The 7714-nt window shown below is 41.2% G+C and carries 7 protein-coding genes and 1 pseudogene; 4 read left to right on the top strand and 4 right to left on the bottom strand.

The features are described 5' to 3' along the window. Positions 1-95: pseudogene (locus FD50_RS12415) on the bottom strand (DNA repair protein); the annotation flags it as partial. Between the two features lie 394 nt (positions 96-489). On the opposite strand from FD50_RS12415, the gene FD50_RS01385 reads away from it, so the two are divergent. The 4 genes from FD50_RS01385 (at position 490) to nrdF (ending at position 5114) form a co-directional block, all read left to right on the top strand. Further along, positions 490-942 (top strand): class Ib ribonucleoside-diphosphate reductase assembly flavoprotein NrdI, encoded by a 453-nt coding sequence (locus tag FD50_RS01385; protein ID WP_156653466.1) that lies wholly within the window; start codon positions 490-492, stop codon positions 940-942. Between the two features lie 27 nt (positions 943-969). Beyond that, the gene (nrdE, locus tag FD50_RS01380) at positions 970-3117 is read left to right on the top strand and encodes a class 1b ribonucleoside-diphosphate reductase subunit alpha (protein ID WP_056959738.1); all 2148 of its coding nucleotides are present in this window, start codon (positions 970-972) and stop codon (positions 3115-3117) included. A gap of 105 nt (positions 3118-3222) precedes the next feature. Beyond that, positions 3223-4149: a ribonucleotide-diphosphate reductase subunit beta gene (locus FD50_RS01375; protein WP_054758078.1), complete on the top strand. Its 927-nt coding sequence runs from the start codon at positions 3223-3225 to the stop codon at positions 4147-4149. A 14-nt stretch (positions 4150-4163) separates the two neighbouring features. Continuing rightward, positions 4164-5114, top strand: a complete 951-nt coding sequence (gene nrdF, locus FD50_RS01370; RefSeq protein ID WP_056959736.1) for a class 1b ribonucleoside-diphosphate reductase subunit beta — start codon at positions 4164-4166, stop codon at positions 5112-5114. A gap of 60 nt (positions 5115-5174) precedes the next feature. Here the strand turns inward: nrdF and FD50_RS01365 are convergent, their stop codons facing one another. The 3 genes from FD50_RS01365 to prgP form a co-directional block, all read right to left on the bottom strand. After that, positions 5175-5792, bottom strand: coding sequence for a TetR/AcrR family transcriptional regulator (locus FD50_RS01365; RefSeq protein WP_054758077.1), 618 nt, complete (start codon positions 5790-5792; stop codon positions 5175-5177). A 180-nt stretch (positions 5793-5972) separates the two neighbouring features. Continuing rightward, positions 5973-6251, bottom strand: a complete 279-nt coding sequence (gene prgO, locus FD50_RS01360) for a DNA segregation protein PrgO (RefSeq protein WP_054758076.1) — start codon at positions 6249-6251, stop codon at positions 5973-5975. Continuing rightward, positions 6229-7134 (bottom strand): ParA superfamily DNA segregation protein PrgP, encoded by a 906-nt coding sequence (prgP, locus tag FD50_RS01355; RefSeq protein WP_056959734.1) that lies wholly within the window; start codon positions 7132-7134, stop codon positions 6229-6231. Before prgP ends, prgO begins: the two co-directional genes overlap by 23 nt. Positions 7135-7714: the final 580 nt, after the last annotated feature.

Genomic DNA, 7714 nt, shown 5'->3' with positions numbered 1-7714 from the left:
CCATTATGACCACCGACGAGTGAAGCACGCTCAATAGCCGTACCGCCCCTTAACAAACTGGTGGCATAAACTAACTTCGTGAAGCCAAGTGGCTTCAACGGCGCGAACCAAAGTTAGCCAAGTGGCTGATTGATTAACGACGACACGCTTAATTTATCTGGCGTTCAATTCGCAAGCGTCATCTGGCACGCTTTGATGCGTCATTGACCCAACTAAACTCATAAAACTTGATTAAAAAATTGTCGATTTGAAATCTCATTATTTCAAATCGATTTTTCATTGTCTTTTTTGGCCACCACCGTAATTTAATCATCCCCGGTACCAGCCGTTTAATCGTCATTATCAAATGATAATGTTAATTCATATTTTAGCAATTCAATAGATTCATTTTGGGAAAGTCGGTATTCAAATACTATATATTGTGCTACAATAATTTGTGTCACACTATATATAGACAAAGGACGATGATTCGCTACGGAACCTGTAAATATTCTCTACATCAGTTTGAGCGGTAATACCAAATATTTTATTGGCAAACTGACAAAATACTTTGAAGAAGAACGCCACATTCAAGTTAATTCAATTAACGTTAAAGAACACCCCGAATTCACCACTCTCGACCAACCGTTTGTTGCCTTCCTGCCGGCCTTTCTTAAAGGCGGTAACGGAGTTAACAACGGCTACACCGAAATCTTGACCACCATTTTGGGGGATTACCTAGAACACGAAGATAATTATTGCCGTTGTTACGGGATTATCGGTAGCGGCAATCGTAATTTTAATAAGCAGTTTGCACTCACGGCTAAACAGTACGCTGAGCGCTTCGGTTTTCCCTACATTACCGATTTTGAACTACGTGGCACAGCACACGATTTTCCTCGCATCGCCGATGCAATCTTAACCTATCGCGATCAATTCAGTTCTCAAACAACAAAGGAGTAGTCCCTAATGGCAACTAGCACCCCAGAAATGGAAAACACCTATTTTTACTTAAATAACCTCGTAAACATCCCCGTCGACGGAGAAATTCCGCTATATTATGATCAAGAAGCCCTCAAGGCCTATTTTGAAGAGACGGTCGAACCAAAGACTAAACAATTTGATTCATTGGATGCCAAATTAAACTACTTAGTCAACGAAGATTACATTGATCCAGATATCCTGAATCAGTATTCCCACGAATTTGTGCGGTCCTTGTTCGACCGAATGAAAGACCATCACTTCCATTTCCGCAGCTTTCTCGGCGCGTACAAGTTTTACACACAGTACGCCATGAAAACCAACGACGGACAACAATTCTTGGAAGGCTTTATCGACCGTGTCGTCTTCAATGCCCTCTACCTTGCAAACGGTGATGAGCAACTTGCTAATGACGTTGCCGATGAATTAATTTCACAGCGTTATCAGCCCGCCACTCCCACTTTCCTCAACGCGGGGAAAAAGCGCCGCGGAGAAATGGTGTCGTGTTTCCTAATTGATATGGCCGATTCAATGCTCTCCATTGGCCGTGGCGTTAATTCCGCCCTTCAACTATCACGGATTGGCGGTGGCGTCGGTGTTAACCTGTCAAATCTCCGTGCCTCAGGCGATCCTATCAAAAAAATTGCCAATGCCTCGTCCGGGGTTGTACCAGTGATGAAGTTACTTGAGGACTCATTTAGTTACAGTAACCAGCTTGGTCAACGTAACGGTGCTGGGGTTGTCTATCTCAACGTTTTCCATCCCGATATTTTACATTTTCTGGATACCAAAAAAGAAAACGCGGATGAAAAAATTCGGGTAAAGACCCTGTCCCTCGGGCTGATCGTTCCCGATAAATACTATGAATTGCTCAAGACTAACGAACCGATGTATCTTTTTAGTCCCTATGACGTTGAACGCGAATACCACACGCCATTTGCCTACATTGATATCACGAAGGAATATGACAACATGGTTGCCAACCCGAACATCAAAAAATCGGTCTTTAACGCCCGGAAGCTAGAACAAAAGATTTCTCAACTCCAACAAGAATCTGGGTATCCTTACATCTTGAACATTGATACGGCGAACCGCACGAACCCCGTCGATGGCAAAATTATTATGAGTAATCTCTGTAGTGAAATTCTCCAGCCCCAGGAACCCTCAGAACTTGATGATGATCTATCGTATAAGACCATTGGTACCGATATTTCATGTAACCTCGGATCAACTAATATTATGAATATGATTGATTCGCCAGACTTTGGTCGCTCGGTTGCGGTCGCCGTTCGCGCGCTCACCCTCGTGACCGATACAACCAACGTCAAGGAAGTCCCAACCGTTAAACATGGTAACGAACTTTACCATACGATCGGATTGGGTGCCATGGGTCTGCATACCGCCCTTGCACGCCACCAAATTGAATATGGCTCACCTGAAGCCCTTGAATTTACGGATGCTTACTTCCTAGCCTTAAACTACTATTCACTCGTCACGAGTAACCAAATTGCACGCGAACGTCACGAAACCTTCGCCAAATTTGAGCAATCAAAATACGCCGACGGTAGTTACTTTGATCAATACCTGAACGCCGACTTTGAATTTAAGAGCACTAAAGTTGCAGAAGTTTTCAAAAACATTAAATTACCATCTGTTGCCGACTGGGAGGCCCTCAAACAGGCCGTCATGGCGGATGGTCTTTACCATCGTAACCGACTTGCCGTGGCACCGAATGGTTCCATTTCGTACGTCAATGAAACAAGTGCGTCACTTCACCCAATCACACAATTAGTAGAACAACGGCAGGAAAATAAAGTGGGATCAATCTTCTACCCGGCACCCTACCTGTCTAACGAAACTTTGCCCTACTACACGCCCGCATATGATATCGACCAACGCAAAATCATCGATACCTATGCCGTAGCGCAAAAACACATTGATCAAGGCATGAGTCTGACACTGTTCATGCGTTCAGTTTTGAAACCCGACCTTTACGAGTGGAAGGACAATGACAACTTGAAGATGACGACCCGGGACCTTAACCGGTTACGGAATTACGCCTGGACCAAGGGCATCAAGTCACTTTATTACATCCGAACATTCACAGAAGACGACGAAATCAAAACCGCAAATGAATGCGAGTCATGCATGATCTAGGGAATGTATTCAGGGTTAGCGCCCGTTTAACCCACCGACAACACGTTATTGGATCACGGTGCCCGTACACCTGTGAATCCTAACTAAGGAGACGAACAAATAACGATGGACTATTTATACTACAAAGCAATTAACTGGGATGACATTAAAGATAATTTCGATAAATACACGTGGGAACAACTCACCACTAACTTTTGGTTGGACATTCGGATTCCCGTCACGAATGATCAACCAGCTTTGCAACAGCTAGCAGACACTCAACAACAGGCCATTACCCGCATGTTGGCAGGTGCATCGATGTTAGCCGTCTACCAATCAGAGGTCGGCACTCCTGCCATTCGCCATGATCGGCGAACCCAACAAGAAGAATCCGTATTAAATACCATTACCTTCATGAAATCAGTCCATGCTAAGAGTTACACGACCATTTTCCGGGCCCTGATTCCAGGCAATGGTGGCGCAAATTTCACTTGGGCAGACAATAATACCGATCTGCAAGCTGAAATAGACCAACTCGCTCAAACGAGCACTAATGGCACGGCTTTACAAAAAAAAGCCCTTTTCATTTTGACCGAAACTGGCCTTTCATTTGGTAAATATTGGACAACCCTTCAAACCCATTCTCTCGTCAATACCTACCAAATGTTGGCCAATATTCTTCGTGGAAGTGCCATCTTTAGTGCCTATGTCGGCTACAAATTTCACCTTGGGTTTGAAGACCTCGCGTCAAGTGACCAAGCCGAACTGCAGCATTGGATTAACACCCAGTTTGATCAACTCATGCAAACCGAAAAAGATTTCCTAGAAGCTAACCTTGAAGATGCCACCGAAGCCATCAATTTGGCCTACTATGGTGCCAATCATGCACTAACATCACTTGGTTTCGATGCTAGCTACGAGGTTCAGCCATCTCCACTAGTGGCGCAGCTCAAGAAATTGATGATCGACCAAGATCAATTCTTGCAACAGGTGATGGCAGCAAACAACGAATCGGACACTGAAGAAATGACCGACGACGACTACGATTTCTAAGGAGCATTCAACTAATGAACTATAAAACAATTAACTGGGACATCATCGAAGACGAATTTGACGAATATGTATGGGATAAAGCAACGGCACAATACTGGTTAGATACACGGGTGCCCGTTTCTAATGATTTACGCGACTGGCGGACACTTCCTGACACCGAAAAGTCAGTCATCAACCGAGTTGTCGGGGGATTAGCCTTGCTGGACACACTCCAATCCGAAGAAGGCGTCGACGTCATGCGGCCCGACGTTCGGACACGGAAGGAAGCGGCAGTCATCAATGACTTTTTGATGATGGAGTCAATTCATGCCAAGAGTTACGGCACTATTTTGACCTCTTTGAACGATCAAGCCACTGTTGACGAAGTCTTCAATTGGATGAACAATAATCCCCGAATGCAGTACAAAGCCAAACGGATCAATGACATTTACCAAACAGGAAACAACCTTGAAAAGAAGGTCGCAAGTGTCTTTCTCGAAGGAATTTTGTACTACACCAACTTCTTTACCCCACTTTGGTACCGCGGTAACAATAAGCTCTCCAACCTTTCCGAGGTCATCAAGCTGGTGATCCGTGACGAATCCGTCCATGGCACCTACCTCGGCTACAAGTTCCAACTAGGCTATAACGAGCTGCCAGAAGCTGAACAAAAAACATTCAAAAAATGGATGAATGATTTACTCGATGATCTCCTCGAAAACGAATTTGCATTCACTGAAGAAGTTTACGCGCCAATTGGTTTAGCCGAAGACGTGAAACAATTTGTTCACTACAACGCCAACAAAGCCCTTCAAAACATGGGCTTTGAATCCCGCTTCCCCCATGCCGAAATTGAAGATATCAACCCGATTGTGATGAACGGCATTTCAACCGAAACGGCGAACCACGATTTCTTCTCCCAAGTTGGTGCTGGCTATCTAATGGGTAATGCCGAAGCCATGGATAACAGCGACTACGATTTCTAATTCTTATCCGCTTTCTAATCAAAACGTCCCTCCCCGAATCAAATCGAGGAAGGACGTTTTTTAATTTGTAGTTGTTTGAATCGGTGCTAGCAAAAAGTGAATCTGTTGGCGAACCCGTTCCCGCACATCGGCACTCAATCGCCGCTGATTTTTAATCAACAATTCATCATACAGTACCTTCTGAAAAATCGACATCACAATCATCGCAAGGTTATCGGCAGCTTGGCTGTCATTAAGTGCCAGTTTCTCGATATTTTGAAAGGCTTGAGATAATCGCGCCTGAATTTGTTGAATCGCGTCAATCAACCAGTGAGATTGCTCATCAGACAACAGCATTCGTTCACGAATTGTAATAATGAACGATTGATAGCTGGTTTCACTTTGGAATGCTTGCCATAGCTGATCGAATAATGTCATCATTTGAGTTTCGATACCAGTGACAGTTGTCGAATTTGTTAGTGATACCGTTAGTAAACTAACCCGACTTTCAATTCCCTGCTGAACAATTGTATCCAAAATTTCCTGTTTACCATGTGGAAAGTGGTAGTAAAGTGCGCCCTCCGAAATCCCTGCCGCTTTATTAATCATTCGTGTCGTCGTTGCCTCAAAACCGCGACTAGCAAACAGTTTGCGAGCCACATCAATAATTTTATCCTTTGGTTGGTCGTTTTTAATCATTTAATCTCCATCTTCGTAAAAAGTCGGGCACTCAGGCCCGACTTAAACTACATAATACCGACAGTGTTGCAAGAGTATAAAGACAGACAAAAAGGGCATTAGCTTAATTGTTAGTGTCCTTTAACTATCTATATTATGGTTTTTGAGTTTGTAAGAATAGCTCATCTTTTTTATTAAAGTTTATTTTTCGTTCTGTTTTAGCATAAGAAGAATTGTTTCTTTTTGTCGCTGAGAGACGTTGTTGTCCAAGTAAGTTTCACACATTTGATTAACTAGATCGTACATTTTTGTATCAGTAACCACAGACATACTTTTAATTAAATCATATACAGGTGGATCAACCTTAATGGTCTTTCGCTCATTAGCCTTGTACTCTTTTTTTATTGAAAGGTCTCTACTAACATCTGCGGTATTTTTAATATTTGGTTGGACATTATTATCTCGTTTGAGTAAAGCCATTAAGCGTTAGCCCCTTTCCCTTTTCAGTGAGCCTATTGCTATTAATAAATTCATGTTCATATTTAAAATCTACAACGTCACCAGTTTCTTCAAAGGATTTAATGCGTAATAATAACTCTTTGAATATATCTGCATATAATGCAAAGATTCGTTTGTCATGGAAGTCTTCAAATTGGACTCCCTGTGCGGTATACCACTCTAATCTAGCGTGGTTGTTAATAATGTTATTAAATACATTGTCACGACCAAAGTATTTTATAGTTTCATCGACAATTTTTTGCTGTAAAGGTCTACGTGCTTGTAAAAGAACTGGTAAGACTCCAGCAACTTGAACATTAATCATATTACCAAAGTCGTTAACTAAAGTTTGTAAATATGTAAGAATTAGTCGTTTAGAACCATCGAAAGCGAATTGTTGGGTTTCTTGAATGACGATTACATAATCTGCGCAAACCATTGCATTGTCGACTTTGATATCAGTAGAAGGTGGGACATCAATAAAAATAAAATCGTAGTTATCTTTGACCTGATCTAAAAGGTTTTTAAGATAGAAAGTTTTGTCTTTCAGTGATTTGAATTTTTTGTCTAGAAATTCAGTATAGTTACGCATATCATAGTCGCACCCGATTAAATCTATTTTTGGAGCTAGGTGTACAATTCCTCGCGATAAATCTTCTTTTTCTAAACAAGCCATTAGTGTATTGGGAATTTCAGGATTTCCAAAGGTTTTAGATAAAAACTGAGTTGCGTTTCCCTGCAAATCCGTATCAACGACTAACACTTTTTTACCAAAGATAGTTGCAGCGACTATTGCTTCCATTACTGTATCTGTTGTCTTACCTACGCCACCCTTTTGTTGAGCATTAATTATTGTATACGTCATTTAGACACCTCCATTAAACATATAGTAAGTCAATTTTATTTAAAAGTAAACTAAAATGTAATAAATCTCCTTTATACTTTTTTATTAAAAGGAGAATAAGAGATTAGTGTAAAAAGAGAAAAAGATAAAAGGAGAATAGTCTCTTAATATCCTAAGAGAAAAAGAGAATAGGAGAATAAGAGAATAAACATTGGTATAATACTATTACAGCAACAATAATAATTTTAAAAGGAGAAAAAGAGAATAGGAGAATAAGAGAATAGTGTAAAAAGAGAAAAAGGGAATAGGAGCTTATTCTCTTAAGAGAATAAGAGAATAGTGTACCAAATTGTTGAAAGGAGATTTTTTACATAATAGCTTTACATTGGAAATAGAAAGGAGTATTCTATAGACAATAAAAAAAGAGATTACCCAAAGGCAATCTCTTTCATAAAGAAAAAGCCACCAGAGACTGCAATCTCTAAATGACCCGAACCATAGTTTTAAATTATGGTCTTATTGTAGCATATTTATCTGATATGTTCAATGTAGCTGATTTCAAAAACGCAGGAGACAAGCTGCGAGATAAAGCAAAGCCTAT

Source organism: Liquorilactobacillus satsumensis DSM 16230 = JCM 12392 (assembly GCF_001435195.1).
GTDB lineage: Bacteria > Bacillota > Bacilli > Lactobacillales > Lactobacillaceae > Liquorilactobacillus > Liquorilactobacillus satsumensis.
This window is presented reverse-complemented; position numbering and strand designations above follow the sequence as displayed.

Bases quoted from the DNA above. Each gene is read 5' to 3' on its own strand.
- FD50_RS01365 (WP_054758077.1), bottom strand. From the start codon at position 5,792: ATGATTAAAAACGACCAACCAAAGGATAAAATTATTGATGTGGCTCGC.
- prgO (WP_054758076.1), bottom strand. From the start codon at position 6,251: ATGGCTTTACTCAAACGAGATAATAATGTCCAACCAAATATTAAAAAT.
- prgP (WP_056959734.1), bottom strand. From the start codon at position 7,134: ATGACGTATACAATAATTAATGCTCAACAAAAGGGTGGCGTAGGTAAG.
- nrdE (WP_056959738.1), top strand. From the start codon at position 970: ATGGAAAACACCTATTTTTACTTAAATAACCTCGTAAACATCCCCGTC.
- nrdF (WP_056959736.1), top strand. From the start codon at position 4,164: ATGAACTATAAAACAATTAACTGGGACATCATCGAAGACGAATTTGAC.
- FD50_RS01375 (WP_054758078.1), top strand. From the start codon at position 3,223: ATGGACTATTTATACTACAAAGCAATTAACTGGGATGACATTAAAGAT.